Here is a 25,431-nt window from a genome sequence, read left to right as displayed (position 1 = left end):
CATGATTCGTGTTGCTTGTGTGGGTATCACCGTGATGGATCGCATCTATTACGTTGAAGGTTTACCGACTGAAGGAGGTAAATATGTGGCGAAACGTTATACGGAAGTGGGCGGCGGGCCTGCTGCAACTGCCGCAGTGGCTGCGGCGAAACTGGGGGCGCAGGTGGACTTTATTGGGCGTGTGGGAGATGACGACACCGGAAACAGCCTGCTGGCGGAGCTGGAATCCCTGGGGGTAAATACCCGCTATACCCGGCGTTACGCGGGGGCGAAGTCCTCACAGTCTGCGGTCATCGTCGATGCGAAAGGGGAGCGGATTATCGTCAATTATCCCAGCCCGGATTTATTGCATGACGCTGACTGGCTTAATGAGATCGACTTTTCTCAATGGGATGTGGTGCTGGCGGATGTTCGCTGGCATGAAGGGGCGAAACGGGCGTTCACGCTGGCGCGCCGGGCCGGAGTCATGACGGTTCTGGATGGCGATGTGACGCCACAGGACATCAGCGAGCTGGTGGCGTTAAGCGATCATGCCGCCTTCTCTGAACCGGGTCTGACGCGCCTGACGGGAATACAGGATACCGTAAGCGCGTTAAAAAAATCACAAATGCTCACAAATGGACATGTCTATGTCACGCGCGGCAGTGAAGGATGCGACTGGTTAGACGATAATGTCTTTCGGCATCAACCCGGATTCCCGGTAGAGGTGGTCGACACCACCGGCGCGGGGGATGTTTTTCACGGTGCGCTCGCCTTTAGCCTGGCGGGTGGAACGCCGGTCGAAGAGGCCGTCAGGTTTGCCAGCGGCGTGGCCGCACTGAAATGCACCCGACCAGGCGGGCGTGCCGGAATCCCTGACTGTGATCAAACCCGATCTTTTCTGTCACTTTTTGTATAAAATGTAAGGCAATGGTTTTTCGAGGAATTTGCATGAGTCTTACTGAACTGACCGGTAACCCACGGCATGATCAGTTGCTGGCGCTGATTGGCGAGCGCGGTTACATGAATATTGACGAACTGGCTGGCCTGCTGGATGTGTCCACGCAGACCGTGCGTCGCGATATCCGCAAACTGAGCGATCAGGGATTGATTACGCGTCATCACGGTGGCGCGGGACGGGCTTCCAGCGTTGTGAATACCGCCTTTGAGCAGCGAGAAGTCTCCTGGACGGAAGAGAAAAAAGCCATCGCGGAAGCGGTGGCGGACTATATTCCAGACGGCTCCACGGTCTTTATCACCATTGGTACGACCGTTGAGCAGGTAGCGCGGGCGCTGTTAAACCACAATCATCTGCGCATTATCACTAACAGCCTGCGTGTGGCGCATATTCTGTACAATAATCCGCGTTTTGAAGTGATGGTGCCCGGCGGAACGCTTCGCCCGCATAACAGCGGCATTATCGGCCCTTCTGCGACGGCGTTTGTGGCGGGGTTTCGTGCGGACTATCTTGTCACCAGCGTCGGCGCGATAGAAAGCGATGGCGCGTTGCTGGAGTTTGACGTCAATGAAGCCAGCGTGGTGAAAACCATGATGGCTCACTCCCGGCATATCCTCCTTGCTGCCGATCATACGAAATACCATGCTTCCGCAGCGGTAGAGATTGGCAACGTGTCGCAGGTAACGGCGCTGTTTACTGATGAGTACCCTGGCCCGGCATTGCATAACCTGCTTCAGTCACAGCAGGTTGAGATTGTCCAGGTTAGCCCAGGCCAGGATGACGCAACGTCAGTCTGAAGGGGTTATAAACAGAACCGTCTTTTTAGACGGTTCTTTTTCACCTTTTTGCTAAATATATAATCATCCTGGTGGTGATATAAAAATCTTAAAATAAAAACCGCCTGCTTATTGTTACCCTGATAGCTGTTGTTTTATAAGGCGTTTATTCTCCTGCCGGAGATGCTTTTATTTTATAAAAATAGTTATTAAGAATAATGCAAATAAATAAGGTGCATTTTATTTACTGTTATCTCATGAGCCTCTGCCGTACATTGACAGATTAAATGAATACTTGTATTTATTCTGCTAAGGTGACAATTCATTACGCCTTTGAATTCTGACTCTTTAACTATTTAAAGATGAGCGGATGGATTTCGCCTTTTATAAATATCTTATGCACGCGTCTTTGATGCTTTTATCCGAATAAAAAAGCCTTACGGAAAAGGTGGCTCTCATGAAATCTTCTCGTCTTATTCAAAAAACGCCGATCCCGGCAAAGCTCGCGCTCTGTATTGCCAGTGCGCTGGCGTTGAGCGGGTTGAGCGGACACGTTCTGGCAGCAGGATGTAGCCAATCCTCCAGTACGCAATTTTTCTGCGATGATACGACGATCTATTATTTTGGTAATCCTCTGAATGGTGGTTCTCGTGATTACACCACGTTTGATGAAGTATTAATTAATACCAGCCAGAATGGTATAACCACACCGCTTCAGGGGTGGGGAGTCTATCTTGATTCAACGGGGTACAAATTTAAAGACCTGGTAATTAACACCACGGGATCTGAAGCTGACGGTATTCACTCCAAAAACGTAGGGGGGAGGCTGGAAGCGGAAAATATCAAGATTACCACGACCGGAACCAGTTCTGATGGGATTAATCTGGGACGCGAACTTAACAGCGCTTACTCTGTTGTTGAAGTCAGCGGTAATGTTTCTATCGATGCTTCTGACGGCATGGGACTACGCGCAAATATCTCCAGAGTAAATACGAGTGCGAAATCTTCTATTATTATTCATGGGAATGCTGATGTTGTAACCCGAGGTAATGGTGGTGCAAATTCTGGCTATGGTATTTATGCTGGTAAAGATCCTGGAGATTTATTTGGTAGCGCGGCAGGCGTTGCGGATGTCACGATCAATGGGACTGCAAAAATCACCACTTCTGGTTCGAATGCTCATGGGGTTTATGCGGGACGAAAAGGTGAGATTAACCTTAATAACACTGATATCACGACAACCGGGAACGGGGCGAATGGTATCTATGCTTACGCCAACAGTGACTTTTCCAGAGTAAATCTGGGTGGGAATACAACCATTAAAGTGACAGGCAATAATGCCTATGCGATGTATGCCTACCAAAGTAAAGGTTTAATCCGCTCCTGGGATGCCGCAACGGATACCGCAAGCTCTGGTATCTATGATATTGAGGGCAATTTGTATGCGCGTTCGAGTGGCATTATTGACCTTACAATGGATGATGGCAGCCAGTTTGTCGGTATAGCCAACTCATCACAATTGGAAAATACAACATCGCTTCGTGCCACAATAAATCTCAACATGAACGGTGCAAACAGCGAATGGACGATGACCGGGAACTCTGTGGTCTCTACTCTGACGCTGAACCAGGCCACATTGCGTTATAGCGCAGATGGCGTGTCCCGCGATGACGAAAGTACCTTTAAAACCCTGACCGTGATGGGCAACTACACCGGCACAGATGCGTTACTGGTGTTGAACACCGTGCTTGAAGGCGATGACTCTTTTACCGATAAACTGATCGTCAAAGGGGATACCTCCGGCAATACCAACGTAGGCATCAATAACATCGGCGGTGTGGGCGATCTGACCCTTAACGGCATTGAGATTGTGGACGTTGAGGGCGTTTCCGACGGAACGTTCACCAAAGCCGGACGTATTGTGGCGGGCGGCTATGACTATGACGTGGTGAAAAATGCCAGCAACTGGTATCTCACCAGCCAGCTAAGCCCGGTGGAGCCAGAACCAGAACCTGAGCCGGAACCGGAACCAGAAAACCCGGACCCGGTCGATCCACCAACACCGCCGGGACCGGTTGACCCGGTGGACCCGCCAGCACCACCAGGGCCGGTTGATCCCGTGGAACCACCAACGCCACCAGGACCGGTCGATCCTGTTGATCCCCCCGCGCCACCAGAGCCACCGCTGCCGCCAGCGCCTGAACCTGGTGAACATCAATACCGCCCTGAATTTGGTAGCTATCTGGCGAACAACTATGCCGCTAATACGCTGTTTATCACCCGTCTGCACGATCGCCTGGGTGAAACCCAGTACACCGACATATTAACGGGCGAGCAGAAAGTGACCAGCATGTGGATGCGTAACGTAGGTGGTCATATGCGCTTTACTGATGGCAGCAAGCAGCTGAAAACGCAGGCTAATCGCTATGTATTGCAGATTGGCGGCGACCTGGCGCAGTGGAGCAGCGATGGTCTCGACCGTTGGCATCTGGGGGTGATGGCGGGTTACGCCAATCAGAAAAGTAAAACGCATAACACCCATAATGGCTACGCTTCACGCGGTCATGTGAACGGCTACAGCGCGGGGGTGTATGCGACGTGGTATGCGAATGAAGCGGATAAAACCGGGACGTATCTGGATAGCTGGGTGCTCTATAACTGGTTTGATAACACCGTGCAGGGTGACCATCTTGCCAGTGAAAAATACAAATCTGACGGTATCACGGCGTCTATCGAAGGGGGATACACCTTCCTGATAGGCGAAAGCGAGCGTACGAGTTACTGGCTCCAGCCAAAAGCCCAGGTGACTTGGATGGACGTGCAGGCTGACTCGCACCGTGAAAGCAACGGCACTCAGGTGAAAGACAAAACTGACGGCAACCTGATGACCCGACTCGGTGTGCGCGCATACCTGAAAGGCCATAACGCCATTGATGATGGCAAAGACCGTGAGTTCCAGCCGTTTGTTGAAGCAAACTGGCTCCACAATACTCACAACCAGAGCGTCCAGATGGGGGCGATCCGGGATGAAATCAGCGGCACCAAAAATATTGGTGAGTTGAAAGTTGGTATGGAAGGGCAAATTAACCCGCGTTTGCAGGTGTGGGGGAATGTAGCTCAGCAGGTAGGCGACAACAGTTACAGCGATACCGCAGCGATGTTGGGGGTGAAATACAGCTTCTGAACCATAACGGCGGATAGCTTACCGGGCCTACGGACTATTTTGTAGGCCGGATAAGGCAAAGCCGCCATCCGGCAGGTCGCCCGGTGGCGCTACCGCTTACCGGGCCTACGGGCTATTTTGTAGGCCGGATGAGGCAAAGCCGCCATCCGGCAGGTCGCCCGGTGGCGCTACCGCTTACCGGGCCTACGGGCTATTTTGTAGGCCGGATAAGGCAAAGCCGCCATCCGGCAAAAAGTGTTAAGGCGATGCATTGCATCGCCTTTTTTCCGTTTGCGTTAGTCGATTTTTTCCCTGTCCGGCGCATAGTCAAACTCCTGCTTTCCCGCTACAGTTATTCATCCACGGCTTGCAAGGAGAGGATCATGCTCTATATCTTTGATTTAGGTAATGTGATTGTCGATATCGACTTCAACCGCGTGTTAGGTGCATGGAGTGACCTGAGCCGTGTCCCGCTGGCTTCGTTGAAGCAAAGTTTTACGATGGGAGAGGCGTTTCATCAGCATGAGCGGGGGGAGATCACTGATGAAGCCTTCGCAGAAGCATTGTGCCATGAGATGGCGTTGCCGCTGAGCTATGAGCAATTTTCCCACGGCTGGCAGGCGGTATTTGTCGCATTACGGCCCGAGGTTATCGACATCATGCATAAGCTTCGCGAGCAGGGGCATCGTGTCGTCGTATTGTCTAATACCAACCGTCTGCATACGACCTTCTGGCCGGATGAATACCCTGAAGTTCGCCAGGCTGCCAATCATATTTATCTGTCTCAGGAATTGGGCATGCGTAAACCTGAGGTGCGGATTTACCAGCATGTTTTGCAGACAGAAGGTTTTTCTGCCGCCGATACGGTCTTTTTTGACGACAACGCCGATAATATAGAAGGGGCTAACCAGTTGGGGATCACCAGTATTCTGGTGACGGATAAAACGACCATCCCGGACTATTTCGCGAAGTTGTTATGCTAAAAAACGTGCATCAAAAAGCCAGGCATCATACGCGTCCAGTCAGGGCCTGGCTTAAACTGTTGTGGCAGCGCATTGACGAGGACAATATGACCACCCTGGCGGGGAACCTGGCCTATGTCTCGTTGCTCTCGTTAGTGCCGTTGATCGCCGTCGTTTTTGCGCTTTTCGCCGCCTTTCCCATGTTTTCCGACGTCAGCCTCCAGTTACGCCATTTTATTTTTGCTAACTTCATCCCGGCGACGGGAGATGTTATTCAGCGTTATATTGAGCAGTTCGTCGCAAATTCCAACAAAATGACGGCGGTAGGCGCTTGTGGACTGATCGTCACGGCGCTGTTGCTGATGTATGCCATCGACAGCGCCCTGAACACCATCTGGCGTAGCAAACGCACGCGTCCAAAAGTGTATTCTTTCGCCGTTTACTGGATGATCCTGACCCTGGGGCCACTGCTGGCGGGCGCCAGCCTGGCGATCAGCTCCTATCTGCTTTCTCTGCGCTGGGCCAGCGAGCTCAACACGGTTATCGATAACGTCCTGAGGGTATTCCCTCTGATTCTCTCCTGGATTTCGTTCTGGCTGCTGTACAGCATTGTGCCGACCACGCGCGTACCAAACCGCGATGCCGTTGTCGGCGCTTTTGTCGCAGCGGTACTGTTCGAAGCAGGAAAGAAAGGATTCGCGCTTTATATCACCATGTTCCCGTCATATCAGTTGATTTACGGCGTGCTGGCGGTTATCCCCATTTTGTTTGTCTGGGTGTACTGGACATGGTGTATCGTCTTGCTTGGTGCCGAAATAACTGTCACTCTCGGGGAATACCGCAAACTCAAACAAGCCGCAGAACAAGAAGAAGCAGACCAATCATGATTGCATTAATTCAGCGCGTAACCCGTGCCAGCGTCACCGTGGAGGGCGAGGTGACGGGTGAAATCGGCCAGGGACTTTTAGTGTTATTAGGTGTCGAAAGGGATGATGACGAACAGAAAGCGAATCGCCTGTGCGAGCGCGTGCTCGGTTATCGAATTTTTAGCGATGCCGAAGGCAAAATGAATCTCAACGTGCAACAGGCGGGGGGAAGTGTGCTGGTGGTGTCGCAATTTACGCTGGCCGCCGATACCGAACGCGGTATGCGACCGGGCTTCTCAAGAGGCGCCGCGCCGGATCGCGCTGAAGCGCTATATGAATACTTTGTTGAGCGCTGTTGCCAACAGGAAATGAACACGCAAACCGGACGTTTCGCTGCCGATATGCAGGTCTCGCTGGTCAATGATGGCCCCGTAACGTTCTGGCTACAGGTATGAGCCAGCTTCCGGCGTGGCCGCGGGTAACAAGAGAGAGTACAGCTATGTATCACCTTCGAGTACCGCAAACAGAAGAAGAATTAGCACGTTACTACCAGTTTCGCTGGGAAATGCTGCGCAAACCGCTCCACCAGCCGAAAGGTTCCGAACGCGATGCCTGGGATGCGATGGCGCATCATCAAATGGTGGTGGATGAAGAGGGGAACCTGGTTGCGGTAGGGCGTTTGTATATCAATGCGGATAACGAAGCCTCTATTCGTTTCATGGCCGTTGAACCGTCTGTTCAGGATAAAGGGCTGGGAACGTTGATGGCGATGACCCTGGAGTCCGTGGCGCGCCAGGAAGGGGTAAAACGCGTCACCTGTAGCGCCCGTGAAGATGCGGTAGCGTTCTTCGCCAAACTTGGTTTTGTGAATCAAGGGGAAATCACGACCCCGCAAACCACGCCGGTTCGCCATTTTCTGATGATTAAACCGGTCGCGACGCTGGATGACATTCTGCACCGAGGCGACTGGTGTGGGCAGCTTCAGCAGGCCTGGTATGAGCACATCCCGTTAAGTGAAAAAATGGGGGTGCGCATTCAGCAGTACACTGGTCAGAAATTTATTACGACCATGCCTGAAACGGGCAATCAGAATCCGCACCACACGTTGTTTGCCGGGAGTTTGTTTTCACTGGCAACGCTTACCGGCTGGGGGCTGATCTGGCTCATGCTGCGCGAGCGTCATCTGGGCGGTACGATTATTCTCGCCGATGCGCATATTCGCTACAGCAGGCCCATCAGCGGCAAACCCAGCGCAATTGCCGATCTGGGGTCGTTGAGCGGCGATCTGGACAGGTTGGCGCGAGGCCGTAAAGCACGCGTGCAACTGCAAGTGGAGTTGTTTGGCGACGAGACGTCAGGCGCAGTTTTTGAAGGTATTTATATCGTATTGCCGGCAAAACCGTTTGGCCCCTATGAAGAGGGCGGCAACGAGGAAGAGTAGGATAAAGGGGGTAATCCTCCTTTATTCGATATTTTGCTCCCTTTGTCTGTATGGATATACAGCGTTGTAACCTGGTTTTTAGCGAAAAGAAACGGGGAGTGCTGACGAGGTTGCAATTCTGGAAAGCGGCTCGTAAAAGCAAAAATCGCGCTCATAGAGTCTTTTTTCTGGTCTTTCATCGGTGTATGTTGTTTGAAAATTAATCGCCAATGATATACTGGAGGTATATATGAGTATGATGGCTGGGATGGAAATGGGCAGAATATTACTTGATTTATCAGATGAAGTTATCAAGCGGCTTGATGACCTCAAACAACAGCGTAATCTTCCGCGAGCAGAGCTATTACGCGAAGCAGTTGAACAATACCTGGAAAGGCAGGGACAAGCCGAAACCACTATTTCCGATGCGCTGGGGCTCTGGCAAGGTTGCGAAGAAGATGGCGTTGAATACGAAAGGAAACTTCGCGAGGAGTGGTGATGATTAAAGGTCCGGTGTTGTTTGACACCAATATTCTCATTGATTTATTTAGCGGGCGTGGTGAAGCGAAGAAGGCTCTCGAAGCTTACTCACCCCAGAATGCCATTAGTCTCATTACCTGGATGGAAGTGATGGTAGGGGCAAAAAAGTACCATCAGGAATCCCGCACACGTATAGCATTGAGCGCTTTTAACGTTATCGGCGTTTCACAGGATATTGCTGAAAGAAGTGTCAGTCTCAGGCAGGAATACGGGATGAAGTTGCCGGATGCGGTCATTCTGGCTACAGCGCACATTCATCGTTTTGCGCTCGTGACGCGCAATACAAAGGACTTTGCGGGGATTCCGGGAGTCATTACGCCTTACCATTTATAAGCCGGGCGGCACGCACCACCCGACCTGACGTCAGAATTACTCCCCTTCGCCCGGGAACAGGAACGGGTTGATGGAGCTGCGGGCAAAGCCCTCTTGCTCCATGCGCGCGTCCAGCACCAGTGAGGCGAGATCGTCGGCGACGGCTTCCACTTTCGGGTCTTTTTCCTGATACAGAATCTTCAGGTAAGTACCGCAGTCGCCACAGCTTTCTGCTTTAATCGACGCCTGTTCGTTATCCAGCGACCAGTAGTGCAGATCGCGACTCTGCTCGCAGTTGCTGCATTTAACGCGCACCACATGCCACTCGGTTTCGCACAGGTTGCAGTGCAGGTAACGCAGACCCTGCGTGGTGCCGATTTGCACCATGCTGGAAACCGGCATTGAGCCGCACACCGGGCAATACTGACGCTGTTCGCCGTACTCCGCACGGGCTTTACCGGGGATCAGGCTGGCCATTTGCGCCCAATAGAGCGACAGCGCCGCCCAGATAAACGGGGCCTTATCACTGCTGACGGAGGCAAAATTGGATTCAAACAGCGCGCTCGCCATTTGCTCCAGTTCCTGTTCCGAAGCCTTCTCCAGATTTTCGATTACCGCCAGCGCGGGGCCGCTCATCTCCGGTTTCAGCTCAGCAATCAGCGAATGCAGCAGTTTCTGCCAGTGCTTATCGCGCGGTAAAACGTGAATATCCAGCGGCGGTTTGCCCTGCGCGTTCGCTTCTTTGATGCGCGCGGTCAGATCCATCTCCAGCGGATGGTCGTACAGCACCACTTCCTGGGCATGTGCGATCAGCGCGGCAAAGCGCAGGTAATCGCCCAACGGGTTATTTTCGGCCAGCTCGCGCAGACGCTCGGCGCGGCGGTTATACAAATTTTTGAGCCGGGGGAACAATAACGGCGGAATCATATCCGCCGTACGTTTCTCGCTCTTCTCCAGCTCATCTTGCGGGATTATGCGAATACTCATTCAGATGACTTTTCCTGTTTCTGGCGGACTTCACGGTACCAGCGCGGGTGATGTTTCTTCGCCCATGACCGGGTTACCCATCCCTCCACCATCGCGGTAATGGTGCCTTTCACCCAGAGGGCGGCGTAAATGTGCACCATGATAACCACAATTAACGCTACTGCGGCAAATGAATGCAGCATTAACGCGAATCGGATCACCGGGATTGAGAAAGCAGGCGCAAAATACGGACGCCAGATGATCACTCCGCTGACCAGCAACAGGACCAGGAAAATAATCGCCGCCCAGAATACGCATTTCTGGCCGAAGTTATAACGTCCGGTGTCGCCGACTTCCTCGTTGACGACGATCTTACGAATATTCTTCGCCCAAAAGATATCATCCCGATTGATTAGATTGTGGTGCCAGTAACGGAAAAACATGATGATGAATGAGGCGAACATGATCACGCCCACGAACGGGTGCACAATGCGCGCCAGCTGTGGGGTGCCCATGATATGCATCAGCCAGTTGAAGGACGGGAACAAAAAGCCCAGTCCGCTCACCGCCGCCAGTACGAAACAGAAGGCGGTGATCCAGTGGTTGATGCGTTCCGGCGCCGTATAGCGCACGATGGTGTCACGTCGTTTCATTTGCGCACCTCGTCTTTCTCTTCATGCAGATTGTCTTCTTCCTCATCTGCACGGTTCGGGCCGACACCGACATAGTGGAAGATGCTGGCCGCAAAGGTCGCAGCAAAGCCGACCGCTGCGAGAGGTTTCCAGATGCCTTTCCAGAATTTCACCGTCGCGCTGATTTCCGGGTTTTCCGGCAGACCGTGGTACAGATTCGGTTTGTCGGCATGGTGCAGCACGTACATGACGTGAGTACCGCCGACGCCTGCCGGATCGTACAGACCTGCATTGTCGTAACCACGGGTTTTCAGCTCAGCCACACGTTCGCCTGCCAGCGTTTTCATCGCCTCTTTGGAACCAAAGTGGATAGCGCCAGTCGGGCAAGTCTTCACGCAGGCCGGTTCTTGCCCCACCACCACGCGGTCAACGCACAGCGTACATTTATAAACGCGGTTGTCGTCCGGGTTGAGGCGCGGCACATCGAACGGACAACCGGCGATGCAGTAGCCGCAGCCGATGCACTGCTCAGACTGGAAGTCGACAATGCCGTTGGCATACTGAATAATAGCCCCTTCTGCCGGACATGCCTTCAGGCAGCCCGGATCGGCGCAGTGCATACAGCCATCCTTACGGATAAGCCATTCCAGTTTGTCGTCTTGCTCCACTTCCGAGAAGCGCATCACCGTCCAGGATTTTGCGGTCAGATCAGCCGGGTTGTCGTACACCCCGATGTTGCTGCCCACTTCATCACGGATGTCGTTCCATTCCGAACAGGCCACCTGACAGGCTTTACAGCCAATACAGGTGGTGACGTCGATAAGCTTCGCCACCTCTTGCTGGTGATCCCGCGCCTGTGGCGCGGGAGTGAAACCGTTAGTCGCGGAACGACGAATGATGTCTTGCGATTGATAAGCCATAGGTCGTCTCCGTTACACCTTTTCCACATTCACCAGGAAGGACTTGAACTCCGGCGTCTGCGTGTTCGCATCACCGACGAATGGCGTAAGCGTATTGGCGATAAAGCCTTTTTTCGCCACCCCTTCGTAGCCCCAATGAATAGGAATACCGATGGTATCGATATCCTTGCCGTCTGCTTTCAGCGTGCGAATGCGCTTGGTCACTACCGCCTTGGCTTTGATATAGCCACGGTTGGAGGAGACTTTTACGGTATCGCCATGCGCGATGCCGAGCTTGTTCGCCAGCTTCTCGCCGATCTCCACAAACTGTTCCGGCTGCGCGATAGCGTTAAGCAGCGCGTGTTTGGTCCAGTAGTGGAAGTGCTCGGTCAGACGGTAAGTTGTTCCGACGTAAGGGAACTTATCGGCTTTACCCAACGCCTCTGCGTCGCCTTTAAAGATACGGGCGGCAGGGTTGGAGATAACGTTCGGGTGCAGCGGGTTCGTCCCCAGCGGCGTTTCAAACGGCTCGTAGTGTTCCGGGAACGGCCCTTCCGCCATCTTGTCGAGCGCGAACAGGCGACCCATCCCTTCCGGCTGCATGATGAACGGCCCGACGTTGCTACCCGGCGCAGCGGCGCTGTAGTCCGGGATATCCATCCCGCCCCATTTCGCGCCGTCCCATTTCAGGATTTGGCGCTTCGGATCCCACGGGTTGCCCTGTGGGTCTGCGGAGGCGCGGTTATACAGAATGCGGCGGTTCAGCGGCCATGCCCACGCCCACCCCAGCGTATTGCCGAGGCCTGACGGATCGGAGTTATCGCGGCGCGCCATCTGATTGCCTTCCGGCGTCCAGCTACCGGCGAAAATCCAGCATCCGCTGGAGGTGGTGCCATCGTCACGTAGCTGGGCGAACGAGCTGAGCTGTTGGCCTTTCTTCACGATCACCGCACCCGTTGCCGGGTCGATAAGATCGGCCAGCGCTTTACCGTTACTTTCCATCGCCACTTCTTCCGAAGACGGTTCATGCGGCGTGGAGTAGTTCCAGGTCATATTCAGCACCTGTTCCGGGTTCGCGCCGCCTTGCTCGGCGTACATCTTACGCAGGCGTAAGAAGATACCGGCCAGGATCTCGCCGTCGGTTACGGCGTCGCCGGGGGCGTCCGCGCCTTTCCAGTGCCATTGCAGCCAGCGGCCGGAGTTGACGATAGAGCCGTTCTCTTCGGCGAAGCAGGTTGACGGCAGACGGAACACTTCGGTCTGGATTTTCGACGGATCAACATCGTTCGACTCACCGTGGTTTTGCCAGAAGGTGGACGTTTCGGTGTTGAGCGGGTCGATAGTCACCAGGAACTTCAGTTTAGAGAGTGACGCAACCACTTTGTTTTTGTTCGGGAATGAGGCGACCGGGTTAAAGCCCTGGCAGAGATAGCCATTGACCTTGCCTTCGTTCATCATCTCGAAGTATTGCAGGACGTCGTATCCTTTGTCCCACTTCGGCAGCCAGTCGAAGCCCCAGTCGTTTTCCTTCGTTGCGTTATCGCCAAAGAAGGCTTTCATCATAGAAACGAAGAATTTCGGGTAGTTGCTCCAGTAGTTGACCTGACCTTCCAGCAGCGGTTTTGGCGTGTTGGCGGCAAGGTAGGTTTGCAGGTCGGTCTGTTTTTCGCTGGGCAGCGTCATGTAACCCGTCAGGCTTTGCGACAGCAACCCTAAGTCAGTCAGCCCCTGAATGTTGGAGTGACCGCGCAGCGCGTTGACGCCGCCGCCAGCCATCCCCATGTTGCCGAGCAACAGTTGGATCATCGCCATCGTGCGGATGTTTTGCGCGCCGATGGAGTGCTGCGTCCAGCCGAGGGCATACAGGAACGACGCGGTTTTATCTTTGACGCTGGTTTCCGCAATGTATTCGCATACTTTCAGGAAATCGGCTTTCGGCGTGCCGCAGATATTTTCCACTACATCCGGCGTATAGCGGGAAACGTGCTGCTTGAGCAGGTTCCACACGCAGCGAGGATGTTGCAGCATGGTATCGCGTTTAGCGAAGCCATTTTCATCCAGTTCGTAGGCCCAACTGGTTTTGTCGTACTTGCGTTTATCCGCGTCATAGCCCGTAAACAGGCCATCTTCGAAGCCAAAATCTTCACGCACGATCAGGCTGGCGTTGGTATAGGCTTCGGTGTATTCGCGGTTGTATTTTTCGTTGTTCAGCAGGTACAGCAGTACGCCTGACAGGAAGGCAATGTCAGTACCGGAACGGATAGGGGCATAGAAATCGGCCACCGACGCCGTACGCGTGAAGCGAGGATCAATCACAATCAGCTTCGCGCCGTTGTGAATTTTAGCTTCCATCGCCCAACGGAACCCTACCGGGTGGGCTTCAGCGGCGTTACCGCCCATCACCACGATGAGGTTGGCGTTCTTCATGTCGACCCAGTGGTTGGTCATCGCACCGCGACCAAATGTTGGAGCAAGACTTGCTACCGTTGGTCCGTGTCAGACACGCGCCTGGTTGTCGACCGCGAGCATACCGAGCGCGCGGGAGAATTTTTGCGTTAAATAGCCGGTTTCGTTACTGGATGCGGAAGCGCACAGCATCCCGGTGGAGAGCCAGCGGTTAACGGTCACGCCTTCGGCGTTCTGCGCAACGTAGTTGGCGTCGCGGTCTTCTTTCATCAGTTTAGCGATGCGGTCGAATGCCTCATCCCAACTGATTTGCTGCCATTTATCTGAACCTGGCGCGCGGTATTCCGGGTATTTCAGGCGGCTTTCGGAGTGAATGAAGTCCACCAGACCGGCCCCTTTCGGGCAAAGCGCGCCACGGCTGACCGGATGATCCGGATCGCCCTCGATGTGGAAGATAGATGCTTTGGCGTTTTTTGCACCGTCGCCGAGGCTGTACATTAACAGCCCGCAACCAACGGAACAGTAAGTGCAGGTGTTACGGGTTTCGCGGGTGCGCAGCAATTTATATTGCCGTGTTTCCGCTAGCGCTACGCTGGGTGCGAAACCCAGTGCCGCCGCCGTGGTGCCTGCCATACCGCCAGCGCAGATCTTAAAGAACTGCCTTCTGCTGACCTGCATGGTTTGCTCCTTGTTTCGACATTGCTATGTAGTTTTACTTTGCGGATCACAATGAAACCGGCCGCAAAGGGAAGAATTTGCGCATTCCCTCAGTTCCGGGAGGGATATAACTCAGGATACCATAATGTTGGTAGGTGTGTTCTGTTGCGGTTAAATAAAAGTGAATGAGTTTTCATGATGGCAACATGAAAATGTGATGCTTATCACATTGATGCATAATAACTGACGAGCTTTGCAACCGAAAAAGCAGGAACTAATACTTTGGAGTTAATAAATTTCGCTGCGTAATCATCACTATGTTAAATAATTGTGTTGTTGTTCGAAATAGAGATGAGGTATCAGCATTCTTTATCGGTAGTTCTGGATAGATCGGCTTTTCTGGCGGTAGATAATATTTATTATTTATACAATAACGGGATTTAATCTTTTATATGAATCTTTATATATGTTTGGTGAATGTATATAAGGATTTCCTTTGAGGATTTTCCTGGAATAAATTCTTAAAAATAATCTTTCGATTGTATGGTTTTTTGACAAATGATAAATTTCGCCAACCAATATTGTATGTTGGTGTCATGTCAATTTTTTGAAATATGCAGAGGTCATCATTATATAAAGTGGCTTCTTTTATAAGGAAATAAAAATGAATGTTTTTTTTAAAAAAAGCCTGATGGTGTCTGTGCTGGCGCTGACGGCTTCTTCCGTTATGGCGGCACCGAGCGTTGATATTAAAGTATCAGGGAAAATTGTTCCTGCTTCCTGTATTCCGTCATTCCCAAGCGGCGGCGGTATCGCTGATTTTGGCACCATCAAAGTGGCGTCATTAAATTCAACTGCGCCAACCGCGCTGCCTGACATTAAAACCGTACCAGTCGCCATTACCTGTGAAGAAGATACGCGTGTCGGCGTTTCTTTTACTGATATGCATAGCGCTTCTGCACCGACCACCGGTTATGCCATTAATTTCGCATCGACTGATTTCATTTCTTCTGCTAATTATCTTTTTGGCCTGGGGCTGTACGGTAGCCAGAAAATTGGGGCATATGCGCTGGGTATTCAGATTGATTCAGGAACGCTGACTAACGGCAATGGCGATAACCTGGTTGCCTATTTCTCAGCAAATGACGGCACTAGCTGGGGAACAAAAGCAGGCAACAGCTATATGCAGATCATAAATAATAACAGCGAGGTTTACAGCTTTGGTAAAAGCTCGGCTGATGCGCCAGAACCGCAAACAAAAGTCAACTTTAACGTCGGTGTGTCCGCGATTATCAACCCGACAGACGATCTGCAAATTACCGATGAAGCGACGCTTGACGGCTTAACCACCGTAGAGCTGGTATACCTGTAATTACACTGCACGTATCGTAGATGCTCCCCATATTACTATGGGGAGCAGTTATGAATATTAATGGACTAATATTATGCTTTCCTTCAAGAAAACATTAATCTGCGCCTGTTTATTGGCGTCATTTAACTGTCTGGCTGCCGGGATGGTGCCCGACACGTCGCTGCTGCTGATTAATGAAGAAGAGCAAGGCGGCAGTATGGATGTTAAAAACACCGATGCTGATGCCCAGCTCTTGTATACCAAAATCGTCAATCTTCCAGACGATCCGCAGCCTGGCCTGATTGTCACGCAACCCGTTACGCGTGTTGATGCCGGTAAAACGCAACGTGTGCGATTCGTTCTTAAAAATAGCGCGGAGCCGTTAAAAGTTGAGCATTTGAAGCGCGTTATTTTTACGACTATCCCGCAACGGGATAAAAACAAAGTTAAAGTGGTCTTTAGCCAAAACCTTCCCGTCATTATTCATCCTTCGGGTTTAGACGTGAATATGGAGCCGTGGAAAGATCTCCAGTGGCATATGCGCGGCGGAAAACTCAGCGTGGAAAATAAAACGCCTTATGTTATCCGTCTGGAGCAGAAAGTAAAATTATTGCCATCAGGCGCGCACGCTGATTTACCAAAGGCTTATATTCTGCCGGGTGAAACAATAAGTGCCCATGCCTCGACCACATTATCCGCACTGGATAAAAATATCGAAATGTATCCTGCTACGCGCTATGGCTATAAGGCGAAGAGTTTTGTCGCAGAAATAAAATAATTAATCTCAGTTTATTGTAAAACACATGGAGTGGTTATGATTCGCGGTTCCGCTAAAAAAGGAATTATTGTGTTTTGTCTGACGGCAATCGCTTTCAGTATACGGGCGGAAATAATGCCGACCTCTACTGGAACGATGGAGTTGGCGAGAGCAGTATTTGATACTGATGCATTAGAATCTAATGGTCTCGATCCTGTGATTGCTGATTATTATTCCTTAGCGTCCCGGTTCACTCCTGGTGTCCATAATGTGACCGTTATTATTAATGGCAAGAAACACAGTGTCATGTCGGTTAAGTTTAATGAGGAAGGGCAGCCCTGTATTGATAAAGCATTTCTGGAAAACGCAGGACTCATCACGAAAATAAAAAGAGAAACCTGCCCGCTGATCCATCAATACTGGTCTACGGCAACCGTTAGCGCTACGCCTGAAACAGAAGAAATGTCGCTGGTTGTTCCGCAGGAAGCGATTGATCCAGATAATAACCGACAGGTCGCGGACGTTCGCGGTGGTCATGCCGCAATGCTGAATTACTCCATGTTTGGCACGCATTATAAATATGACGGCGATAATTCAGACCGCTTTCAGTCAACGTTTGAACTTGGTTTTAATGCGGGTGACTGGATTGTGCGCAGCACGCAATTCGTCAGCGACGGCAGCGACCAGGAATTAGAAACCGACTCGTATTATACCTACGCGCAACGCACTTTCGCCGACTATGGCGTGATGGTGCAGGGCGGGCAAATCAACGTTGCCAACAGCCGCTTTAGTATTCCATCGGTCTACGGTGTGCAAGCCATGCCGGATAATACCCTGCTGCCGAACGAGGGGAGCGGCGTCGAGGTGACGGGGATCGCCAGATATTCTCAGGCGCGCGTGGATATTCGCCAGGGTGGGCAGATCATCTATTCAACGCTTGTTCCCGCTGGCCCCTTTACCTTAACTGATGTACCCATTGCTAACCTCAACACCGACCTGAATGTCACGGTGACGGAGACCGATGGAAGCGAAAGCCATTTTACCGTATCGGCGAGCACGTTTCGTAGCAACCATGTCGGCAGGGCGCCGGGCTTTTCTCTGGCCGTGGGGCGTGCGGAAGATATGGACACGAATTTTGAGCAGCCCTGGATTGTGTCGGCGTCTGATGGCTGGTCAGTGAATAATCGTATGAATCTCATGGCCGGAATGGTGATGGCAGATAACCACTATTATGGTTTCTCTGCCAATGTGGATACCGTTCCCGTACAGAATTTATATGCCTCGCTCGGGTTTCTTGGGTCGATCGATAACCGTAGCCAGACTGATGGGCACAAAACCACGCTGGATCTTGGGTATTCCTTGCCCTGGGGGATGGGGATTTCGCTGGGCGGCAGCTACGGCACGGCGGACTATCGCGAAATGCAGGAACTGTATAGCGACGACGATGATTACTCCCCAACGAAATACGATACGAACGTCGCGGTCAGTTGGTCGGATACGCTTCTGGGGCGTTTTTCGCTCGGCTACTACCGTAATGAGGCCTGGGACAGCGACTATAATAGCCGCCGCATTATCTCTTCCTGGTCGCAAACCTATAAATATTTCAGCGTCAGCGTGAACTGGGAATCGGATATCAGTCGTGGGGATGAGAGCGATCGCGATATGTTCTACGTGAACGTTTCTGTTCCGTTAGGCCGTACCGGTGTTTCAACGAACTCGTGGTATCGCGAGAGTGAAGGAAGAAGCTCTTATGGCACGCGGTCGATGGGGTCGCTGAATGACGACAACCAATACACGGTCGGCGTGTCTCGCGATCAGGACGAAAGTGTTACCGACTGGGATAGCTCGCTCAACAGCAATCTTCACTATACCACGCTGTCCGTGGCGGCTGGCGGCGATAACGACAGCAATACGAACTACTCTGCCGCATTGAGTGGCGGCATTGTGGCGCATGACGATGGCGTGACCTTCTCACCGTATCCGGTGGCGGACACGTATGCCATTACCCAACTGGACAAGCCTGTTGCCGGTATCGAAATCGTGACGTCGCGCGGGCCCGTCTGGACCGATAAATGGGGTCAGGCCGTTGTCCCGTCATTGACGCCGTTCCATGAAAGTACGCTGGAACTTAATACCCAAAGTCTTCCGGGCAATCTTGACGTCAATAATGGCCGGACGGCGATTAAAGCATCGCACGGGGCGGTCGCGAAATGGCAATTCACCACGCTGAGTCAGCGGCGCGTGCTGCTCTCTGTCATGCGTGCAGACGGTACTCCGTTGCCGAAAGGCGTCTCCATTGTCAACGACGCCGGGGAATACATCACTTCCGCGCCAGAGGACGGTTTGATCTTCCTGAATGATATCTCAGCAAGCCATCAGCTGTATGCGAAGGTGGACGGTGCAAACTGAACTACACCCTGCCGGAAGCCGATCCGCAGAAATTCTACGAGGAGATAAAAGGGAAATGTCTCTAATGAAACAGGGAGCTGGCTCCATGAAACACCTTAGCGTTTTTATGCCTGTATTACTGGCGGGTTTCTTGTGTGGGAATGTGCCATCCGCACTGGCGGAAGAAGGCGACTGTCAGATTTTATCTTCGACAAAACAGGTCGACTATGGGCGGTTCCGCAGGGAGGATATGAGGGAGGGGAGCACCGAATACGCCGGGAATATGTATCACGGTTATGCCTCCGTCACCCGGGAGTTACAGGTCTCCGTCATCTGTACTGATGAACATAAAATTCGGCTCTTTGTGGATGGCCCCGCCCGGCAGGGGCAGGCCTGGCGGTTTTCTGACAACGGCGCGATGTCGATTAAAATGAAAAATGCCAGAGTCGATAACGCTCCCGTTCAGTTGGCTTCGGTTCCCCGGGGCGCGGCGCAGGTATCGGGTGGCGCTGCGGAAATGACGCTGTTGCCGGATATGTCCGCTGCTGCGGTAAACGGCCAGGAAGTGGCAGGAAAACAGTGGGTTGCAACACTGATGATCACCACTTATCTTGCCGATAAAGCTTTCCAGACCAGCAATACGCAGGATCTGGAAGAAACCTACACCGTGTCGTTTGACGCTCTCGCGGCTAACTAGCGTTCTCATCCTGCCGACCGGGGCGGTTTTGCCCCGGTTTTGACCTCACAAAAATAATGGAGGACAATAACCGCAGTTAAATGCGCAAAGGCGCTCTCATCCTGCCTGAACGCAATCTCTCTTATCGTGAGTCCATACCAGGAAGCTGCTTTGTCTGACCATCAAAATTTATCCCCGGAGGGCGCTGTTTCTCATGCCGTCTGGACGCGCGGGTGCCTGACGCAATCAAAACCGGATATGCTGGCGACGGAAGTTCCTGTCGCGCTGGTCTATAACGGCATTTCCCATGTGGTGATGATGACCACGCCGAAAGATCTGGAACAATTCGCGATCGGTTTTTCACTGTCGGAAGGCATTATTGAATGTCCGCAGGATATTTATGGCATGGACGTCGTTCCTTCCTGCAACGGCCTTGAAGTGCAGATTGAGCTTTCCAGCCGCCGCTTTATGGGGCTGAAAGAACGTCGTCGCGCCCTGGCCGGGCGTACCGGCTGCGGCGTTTGCGGCGTGGAGCAACTGAATGACATCGGCAAACCCATTACGCCGCTCCCGTTTACCCAAACCTTTGACCTGGCGAATCTTGATCGCGCGTTGAAGCATCTGTCTGATTTTCAACCGGTCGGTCAGCTTACCGGCTGTACTCACGCGGCGGCGTGGGCGATGCCGTCCGGTGAATTAGCGGGCGGGCATGAAGATGTCGGTCGCCATGTCGCGCTGGATAAACTGCTGGGGCGCCGGGCGACGGAAGGCGAAATCTGGCAGCAGGGCGCGGTGCTGGTCTCCAGTCGCGCCAGCTATGAAATGGTGCAGAAATCGGCGATGTGCGGCGTTGAAATCCTGTTTGCCGTCTCCGCTGCCACCACGTTAGCGGTTGACGTGGCTGAGCGCTGTAACCTGACGCTGGTGGGCTTTTGCAAGCCGGGCAAGGCGACAATTTATACGCATCCACGGCGTTTGATGACAGGTTGAGTTTTATTCAGTAAATTTGAAAAAGAATAGCAAATCCTTCCGCTTTTAGTTGTTCGAATACCGGCCTATTATTTATCACATCAAGGCACGGTGCCTTATTAAAACAACTAAGTTAAAGGGTTTATATCATGAAAAGCATCAAAACTTTTGTCGCAGTTATCGCTCTCGCTACTTCTTTCGGTTCTTTCGCCGCTCAGTCTGTTACCGCGACGGGCTCTACTCTGGAAAGCGCAGAAGCAAAAATCGCCGCTCAGGCTCAGCAGGCTGGCGCCAGTGATTACAAAATCACTTCCGCATACTCCGGTAACCGCGTGCATATGACCGCTGAACTGCTGAAATAAGTGATTCAAAACTGTCGAAAGAGCGCCTTCAGGGCGCTTTTTTCGTTTCTGCGTTTACTGTTTTACTATTCCGATAAATGCCTCATATTTAGTGCATACCCGCCAGCCTTAGCAGCGCTGTCACCACCGCCGCAGCGATAATCACCACAATCAGCGGCATTTTGCGCCACGCCAGGAAAACAGCGAACGCGACGCCCAGTACCCGCGCCATTCCGGCAAAATGTTCGCCTTCATAAAACGTGGTTGCCAGCGCCACTGAAAACAGCAATACCGTTGCCGCATCCGACAATAGCGCCTGAGAACGTTCGGAGAGCGCCAGCCGGTTGCCGAGCTTTGCTCCGCCAAGACGCATCAGATAGGTGCCTGCCGATAACACAGCAATACCGACGATAAACAGCGTCATGTTGCCCATTATTTTTTCCTCGTCAGTAAGCCAAGCAGAGAGAGCAGTACCGGCAACCCGACCGGTGCGAAGGGGGCAGCGGCAAGCGACAGCCCGGCGCCGCTACAGGCGCGGATCAGCGTGGTGCGATTCCTGAACGCCGGGATCACTAACGCCAATAAAATGGCGGGAAATACCGCATCCAGACCGATGGTTTCCGGTGCCGGGAGCAGTTTGCCGACCATCGCGCCAAGCAGTGCGCCCAGCGGCCAAAAAATTGCGACGCCCGCGCCGCACAGCCAGTAGGCGGCTTTGCGCTGTTGCCGTGTTTTTTGCGACAGACCAAAGACGACGCTTTCATCATTCATGATATGGCAGCCCAGAAAGCTGGCGGCGCGGGTGCCTACCAGTTCACGTACCGTTACGCCGAATGGAATATGGCGGGCATTCACCAGCAAACCGGCAGCGGCGGCGGCCAGTGGGTTCCCGCCGCTGGCGACAATGCCGATAAACATAAATTCGGACGCCCCCGCCAGGACAAAAATGGAGAGTACAAACGGCACCCAAATCGGGAAGCCGTAGGCCATCGCCAGCGATCCGTAGGACATCCCGACGACGCCAACGGCCAGACACACTAAAAATATCGCTTTTATCGTGTCTCCGCTGAGACATGAGAGGTGATGTTTCATACTATTTTAGCCATATCGAACGAATTTCCATTATAATGAACGCAATAGAATTGATTTACAAGTCGAACGATTCGTTCGATATAAAGAACGTGGAGTCGTGAATGACACAGCCCATTAGCGTGATCGCGAAAAGCCTGGTGCGCGAACGTCAGCGTACCGGCCTGTCGCTGGCGGAAATCGCCCGGCGTGCGGGGATTGCGAAATCTACCCTGTCGCAACTGGAAGCGGGCAATGGAAATCCTAGCCTGGAAACGCTCTGGGCGCTTTGCGTGGCCCTGGATATTCCCTTTGCACGTCTGCTGGAGCCGCAGGCGCAAAAAACGCAGGTGATTCGTCGCGGAGAAGGGACAAAAGTGGTGGCGGAACAGGCCCACTATCAGGCTATTTTACTGGCTGCCTGTCCGCCAGGGGCGCGGCGCGATATCTACCTGCTGCTGACGCAGCCGGGGGCGGATCGTATTTCACATCCACATCCGCCGGGATCGGTGGAGCATATTATTGTGACGCAGGGGAAAGCGCTTGTCGGGCTGACAGAGGCGCCGGAAGAGTTAGGCGAGGGCGATTATATTTGTTATCCCGCCGATCAGGAGCACATTTTTAAAGCGCTGGAAGCGGATACGCAGGCGATCCTGGTGGCCGAGCAAAATTAATTCCGCGCGATGAGGTTTATGATGCCGGATGGCGCTGACGCTTATCCGGCCTACAATTTCGTGCCGTTTGCTACCTGTAGGCCGGATAAGACGCGTTAGCGTCGCCATCCGGCGTTGAGTCATCCGGCTTCAGACAGCCTACGCCAGGTAAAACACTTCTTTCAGCTCTGCGCTCACCGGGCTGTTATCCGGGTTGGCAGGCATCACGTCGCGCATATGCTTCCACCAACGCTGGCACACGTCGGTACTGGCGATGGCATTCCAGCGCTCTTCCGATTCAATCTCGACGGTCGCGAACAACAGGTTGCGTTCTTTATCGAGGTAAATCGCATAGTGATGCGCGCCATGCGCTTTCAATACGCTTTCCAGCTCCGGCCAGATGGGATTATGGCGACGCTGATACTCCTCGTGTGCGTCGGCATTCACCTGCATCACAAACGCTTTGCGGATCATAGCGCCTCCAGATACAACTCGCGGACGTCATCGCGGCTGGCGGTGCGTGGATTACACGGCGCACACGGATCTGCCAGCGCTTTATCCAGCCAGCCTTCAATATCGTCTTTCGTGACGCCCAATGTGCTGAAACCTTCAGGAATGCCGACGCGTTTGCTCAATGCGCGGATTGCATTGATCGCTTCCATACTCGCCGCCTCAATGCTCATACCTTGAGTATCGACGCCCATCGCCTGGGCGACGTGGGCAAAACGCGCGACCGCGTTCGGGCGGTTAAAGTTCTCAATGATCGGCAGCAGGATGGCGTTACAGACGCCGTGCGGCAGGTTGTGCGTGGCGCCTGGCTGATGCGCCTGCGCGTGTACCAGACCAAGACCAGCGCTGTTGAACGCCATACCCGCCAGATACTGGCCAAACGCCATCTGCTCACGCGCTTCGAGGTTGTGGCCGTCATCAACCGCTTTCGGCAACCACAGGTTAATCAGCCGAATGGCTTCCAGCGCATTGGCGTCGGTAAGCGGATGCGCGCCAACCGAGACATAGGCCTCAATGGCGTGGGTCAGCGCATCCATGCCGGTGGCGGCAGTGACGGATGGCGGGATGTCCAGCATAACGCTGGCGTCGTCCACCGCGATATCAGGGATGATATTCGGGTCGATGATGACCTCTTTGACCTGGCGCGCGGAGTCGATAATGACGGCATTGCTGGTCATTTCCGCTGCCGTACCGGCGGTGGTATTAATCGCCACCAGCGGAACGCCCGCGTTTTTGACTTTGCCGACGCCTGAATAGGCGGTAGAGGGGCCAGGGTTCGCCGTCAGAATTTTGACCGCTTTGGCGGTATCGATCGGGCTGCCGCCGCCGAAGGCGATGATGTAATCACACTGCGCGTCCTGATATGCCGCATACCCTTTTTGCACCAGTTCTTCAGTGGGGTTCGGGAAAACCTCGTCGAAAAGGTGGTACGACATCTGATGCGCGTCAAGCGCGGCAAACAGGCTGTCCAGCAGGCCCAGTTTTACCAGTTGCCCGTCAGTGACGACCAGCGCTTTACCCCATTGCTTGTTCGCGACGAGGTTAACCATATCGCCGATTGCGCCTGCGCCATGCAGGCTAATTTTGGGAAGTGCCAACATGAAGCTCATGAATATTCTCCTTAAGATTGACGCGTTACCCTATTGCCCGATGACGTTGCGCTTATCGGGCCTACGGCGTAGGCCCGATAAGGCGAAGCCGCCATCCGGCATTGGATTGCGGGAAGAATCAGTACAACGCTAATGCACTGGCAAGCGGAGTCACGCCAAAGCGTTTGCCAAGCGCTACCAGTTCTTCACGCGTGATGGTTTGCTTCATACCGCCCATCGAATAGATTTTGACCAGCACCTCCGCAGACTTCTCGGCGGTATCGATCAGGCCGAATGTTTCATCCAGCGTCGGGCCGCTGCCGAACACGCCGTGGAAGGGCCACAGCACCAGCGAATGCTTCTGCATTTCCTGTGCGGTGGCCTGACCGATCTCATCGGTGCCCGGTACCATCCACGGCAGAATGCCGACGCCGTCCGGGAACACCACCAGGCACTCGGTGCTGCCTTCCCACAGTTTGCGGGTGAAAAGCGGCGTGTTGTTTTCCAGCACGTAGGTCAGCGCGATCAGGTTGGTGGCGTGGCAATGCATAATCACGCGGTCTTTGCCGTCGGTGGCGTTAATGCGCTCGCAGTGGGAGAGGAAGTGAGCCGGCAGCTCGGAGGTTGGAACCGCCTCATGATTCAGCCCCCACAGAATGTGGTAGCCCGCGCCGTCGCTGTCCACTTTCACCACGCCTAAATTCGCTGCCGGATCGAGCTGTACGTTGCGGAAGAATTTGCCGGAGCCGGTGACGATAAACGGCGTGTTCGCCAGCAGCGGCATTGGCTGACTCAGCGCGATATAGCGCGGCTCCTGGTGGAAATCGTCGGTAAACGGCGCGATATCCGCCTCATCCAGACGCAGCGTCAGGTTGCCGCCGTTGCGTTCGTCCCAGCCCTTCAGCCAGGCGTCGGAGGTGGCTTTGATCATTCCCTGGACAAACCAGGAGTGGGTAATGTTCTGCATGTTCGGTGTTCCCATTTATTGCCCGAACGTTATCGGGTCTTACGTAGGCCGGATAAGCGCAGCGCCATCCGGCAATCGTGTTTCATTTATTGCCGGATGGCGACGCGGAACGTCTTATCCGGCCTAC

The 25,431-nt window shown here is 53.2% G+C and carries 25 protein-coding genes; 16 read left to right on the top strand and 9 right to left on the bottom strand.

The window, feature by feature from the left end:
* Position 1 precedes the first annotated feature (1 nt).
* The 9 genes from CKO_RS13370 to CKO_RS13330 all read left to right on the top strand — a co-directional run bounded on the left by CKO_RS13370 (position 2) and on the right by CKO_RS13330 (position 8,997).
* On the top strand, positions 2-898 hold the full coding sequence (locus CKO_RS13370; protein WP_024130673.1) for a sugar kinase: 897 nt from the start codon (positions 2-4) through the stop codon (positions 896-898).
* Positions 899-930: 32 nt separating this feature from the next.
* On the top strand, positions 931-1,734 hold the full coding sequence (locus CKO_RS13365) for a DeoR/GlpR family DNA-binding transcription regulator (protein ID WP_012133927.1): 804 nt from the start codon (positions 931-933) through the stop codon (positions 1,732-1,734).
* 436 nt (positions 1,735-2,170) lie between these two features.
* Entirely contained in the window at positions 2,171-4,897 is a 2,727-nt protein-coding gene (locus CKO_RS13360; RefSeq protein WP_012133926.1) for an autotransporter outer membrane beta-barrel domain-containing protein, read from the top strand.
* 362 nt (positions 4,898-5,259) lie between these two features.
* Positions 5,260-5,859, top strand: a complete 600-nt coding sequence (yihX, locus tag CKO_RS13355; RefSeq protein ID WP_024130671.1) for a glucose-1-phosphatase — start codon at positions 5,260-5,262, stop codon at positions 5,857-5,859.
* Positions 5,853-6,725: a virulence factor BrkB family protein gene (locus tag CKO_RS13350; protein WP_012133924.1), complete on the top strand. Its 873-nt coding sequence runs from the start codon at positions 5,853-5,855 to the stop codon at positions 6,723-6,725. Before yihX ends, CKO_RS13350 begins: the two co-directional genes overlap by 7 nt.
* On the top strand, positions 6,722-7,159 hold the full coding sequence (gene dtd, locus CKO_RS13345) for a D-aminoacyl-tRNA deacylase (protein WP_012133923.1): 438 nt from the start codon (positions 6,722-6,724) through the stop codon (positions 7,157-7,159). The genes CKO_RS13350 and dtd overlap by 4 nt, the downstream gene beginning before the upstream one ends.
* A 44-nt stretch (positions 7,160-7,203) precedes the next feature.
* Positions 7,204-8,145, top strand: coding sequence for a fatty acid biosynthesis protein FabY (gene fabY / locus CKO_RS13340; protein ID WP_024130670.1), 942 nt, complete (start codon positions 7,204-7,206; stop codon positions 8,143-8,145).
* 235 nt (positions 8,146-8,380) lie between these two features.
* On the top strand, positions 8,381-8,623 hold the full coding sequence (locus CKO_RS13335) for a ribbon-helix-helix domain-containing protein (RefSeq protein ID WP_160880417.1): 243 nt from the start codon (positions 8,381-8,383) through the stop codon (positions 8,621-8,623).
* Positions 8,623-8,997, top strand: a complete 375-nt coding sequence (locus CKO_RS13330) for a type II toxin-antitoxin system VapC family toxin (RefSeq protein WP_012133919.1) — start codon at positions 8,623-8,625, stop codon at positions 8,995-8,997. Before CKO_RS13335 ends, CKO_RS13330 begins: the two co-directional genes overlap by 1 nt.
* A gap of 36 nt (positions 8,998-9,033) precedes the next feature.
* On the opposite strand, the gene fdhE is transcribed toward CKO_RS13330, so the two are convergent.
* Genes fdhE through fdnG form a run of 4 tightly spaced genes read right to left on the bottom strand, consistent with a single transcriptional unit; the run spans position 9,034 to position 14,557 of the window.
* Positions 9,034-9,963 carry a formate dehydrogenase accessory protein FdhE gene (gene fdhE / locus CKO_RS13325; RefSeq protein WP_012133918.1) on the bottom strand — a complete coding sequence of 310 codons (930 nt, stop codon included), beginning with the start codon at positions 9,961-9,963 and terminating at the stop codon, positions 9,034-9,036.
* Positions 9,960-10,595 (bottom strand): formate dehydrogenase cytochrome b556 subunit, encoded by a 636-nt coding sequence (fdoI, locus tag CKO_RS13320; protein WP_012133917.1) that lies wholly within the window; start codon positions 10,593-10,595, stop codon positions 9,960-9,962. Before fdoI ends, fdhE begins: the two co-directional genes overlap by 4 nt.
* Complete coding sequence (gene fdoH, locus CKO_RS13315; RefSeq protein WP_012133916.1) at positions 10,592-11,494, bottom strand: formate dehydrogenase O subunit beta; 903 nt, start codon at positions 11,492-11,494, stop codon at positions 10,592-10,594. The genes fdoI and fdoH overlap by 4 nt, the downstream gene beginning before the upstream one ends.
* Positions 11,495-11,506: 12 nt before the next feature.
* On the bottom strand, positions 11,507-14,557 hold the full coding sequence (gene fdnG / locus CKO_RS13310; protein ID WP_146751618.1) for a formate dehydrogenase-N subunit alpha: 3,051 nt from the start codon (positions 14,555-14,557) through the stop codon (positions 11,507-11,509).
* A 643-nt stretch (positions 14,558-15,200) separates the two neighbouring features.
* Between fdnG and CKO_RS13300 the strand changes: the two genes are divergently transcribed.
* The 6 genes from CKO_RS13300 (at position 15,201) to CKO_RS13275 (ending at position 21,039) form a co-directional block, all read left to right on the top strand.
* Complete coding sequence (locus CKO_RS13300) at positions 15,201-15,908, top strand: DUF1120 domain-containing protein (RefSeq protein ID WP_012133913.1); 708 nt, start codon at positions 15,201-15,203, stop codon at positions 15,906-15,908.
* A 73-nt stretch (positions 15,909-15,981) separates the two neighbouring features.
* Positions 15,982-16,665, top strand: a complete 684-nt coding sequence (locus CKO_RS13295) for a fimbria/pilus chaperone family protein (RefSeq protein WP_012133912.1) — start codon at positions 15,982-15,984, stop codon at positions 16,663-16,665.
* 36 nt (positions 16,666-16,701) lie between these two features.
* Positions 16,702-19,053 (top strand): fimbrial biogenesis outer membrane usher protein, encoded by a 2,352-nt coding sequence (locus tag CKO_RS13290; protein ID WP_012133911.1) that lies wholly within the window; start codon positions 16,702-16,704, stop codon positions 19,051-19,053.
* Positions 19,054-19,117: 64 nt separating this feature from the next.
* The gene (locus tag CKO_RS13285) at positions 19,118-19,729 is read left to right on the top strand and encodes a DUF1120 domain-containing protein (RefSeq protein ID WP_012133910.1); all 612 of its coding nucleotides are present in this window, start codon (positions 19,118-19,120) and stop codon (positions 19,727-19,729) included.
* 216 nt (positions 19,730-19,945) lie between these two features.
* Positions 19,946-20,698, top strand: coding sequence for a formate dehydrogenase accessory sulfurtransferase FdhD (gene fdhD / locus CKO_RS13280; RefSeq protein WP_313847731.1), 753 nt, complete (start codon positions 19,946-19,948; stop codon positions 20,696-20,698).
* A gap of 128 nt (positions 20,699-20,826) precedes the next feature.
* Positions 20,827-21,039 carry a YdgH/BhsA/McbA-like domain containing protein gene (locus CKO_RS13275; RefSeq protein WP_012133908.1) on the top strand — a complete coding sequence of 71 codons (213 nt, stop codon included), beginning with the start codon at positions 20,827-20,829 and terminating at the stop codon, positions 21,037-21,039.
* 88 nt (positions 21,040-21,127) lie between these two features.
* Here the strand turns inward: CKO_RS13275 and CKO_RS13270 are convergent, their stop codons facing one another.
* Positions 21,128-21,451 (bottom strand): AzlD domain-containing protein, encoded by a 324-nt coding sequence (locus CKO_RS13270; protein ID WP_012133907.1) that lies wholly within the window; start codon positions 21,449-21,451, stop codon positions 21,128-21,130.
* Positions 21,451-22,110: an AzlC family ABC transporter permease gene (locus CKO_RS13265; protein WP_012133906.1), complete on the bottom strand. Its 660-nt coding sequence runs from the start codon at positions 22,108-22,110 to the stop codon at positions 21,451-21,453. The genes CKO_RS13270 and CKO_RS13265 overlap by 1 nt, the downstream gene beginning before the upstream one ends.
* A 101-nt stretch (positions 22,111-22,211) precedes the next feature.
* Between CKO_RS13265 and CKO_RS13260 the strand changes: the two genes are divergently transcribed.
* Complete coding sequence (locus CKO_RS13260) at positions 22,212-22,760, top strand: helix-turn-helix domain-containing protein (protein ID WP_012133905.1); 549 nt, start codon at positions 22,212-22,214, stop codon at positions 22,758-22,760.
* A 138-nt stretch (positions 22,761-22,898) separates the two neighbouring features.
* On the opposite strand, the gene rhaM is transcribed toward CKO_RS13260, so the two are convergent.
* The 3 genes from rhaM to rhaD all read right to left on the bottom strand — a co-directional run bounded on the left by rhaM (position 22,899) and on the right by rhaD (position 25,304).
* Positions 22,899-23,213, bottom strand: coding sequence for an L-rhamnose mutarotase (gene rhaM, locus CKO_RS13255; protein ID WP_012133904.1), 315 nt, complete (start codon positions 23,211-23,213; stop codon positions 22,899-22,901).
* A complete protein-coding gene (gene fucO, locus CKO_RS13250) occupies positions 23,210-24,358 on the bottom strand; it encodes a lactaldehyde reductase (RefSeq protein ID WP_012133903.1) in 1,149 nt (382 codons plus the stop codon). Before fucO ends, rhaM begins: the two co-directional genes overlap by 4 nt.
* 118 nt (positions 24,359-24,476) lie before the next feature.
* Positions 24,477-25,304, bottom strand: a complete 828-nt coding sequence (rhaD, locus tag CKO_RS13245; protein WP_012133901.1) for a rhamnulose-1-phosphate aldolase — start codon at positions 25,302-25,304, stop codon at positions 24,477-24,479.
* Positions 25,305-25,431: the final 127 nt, after the last annotated feature.

Origin of the sequence: Citrobacter koseri ATCC BAA-895 (genome assembly GCF_000018045.1) — a bacterium.
Lineage (GTDB): Bacteria > Pseudomonadota > Gammaproteobacteria > Enterobacterales > Enterobacteriaceae > Citrobacter_B > Citrobacter_B koseri.
This window is presented reverse-complemented; position numbering and strand designations above follow the sequence as displayed.